We start from the raw sequence: 256 nt of genomic DNA, 5'->3' as shown, positions 1-256 counted from the left end.
ACCGAGGAACGGCATCAACGGCCCGGAGCCTTCCACCCCGGGGTTATCCTCCTGCGGCAGGGAGCGGGCCTTCGCAGGACCAACCTGCTCAGCACCGAGCTTGCAGGGTTCGTTTCAGCGTGCGACGGACAGTTGTCGGTCCGGCAGATCGTATCGGCTTTGGTGTCCCTTTTGGGCGACGGAGAAGACTTCGACGAGGACAGTTTCCGTGAAGGGCTGTTCCGGGACGTTACCAACCTCGTCCTGGATGGCTTCC

The 256-nt window shown here is 62.5% G+C and carries 1 protein-coding gene; it reads left to right on the top strand.

Features of this window, described 5'->3' with window-relative positions; translation table 11 throughout:
• On the top strand, window positions 1-256 hold a 256-nt coding region (locus SB847_RS21550; RefSeq protein WP_410578719.1), incomplete at both ends, for a hypothetical protein.

This window comes from Bacillus sp. SIMBA_026, assembly GCF_046535335.1.
Taxonomy (GTDB): domain Bacteria; phylum Bacillota; class Bacilli; order Bacillales; family Bacillaceae; genus Bacillus; species Bacillus velezensis.
This window is presented reverse-complemented; position numbering and strand designations above follow the sequence as displayed.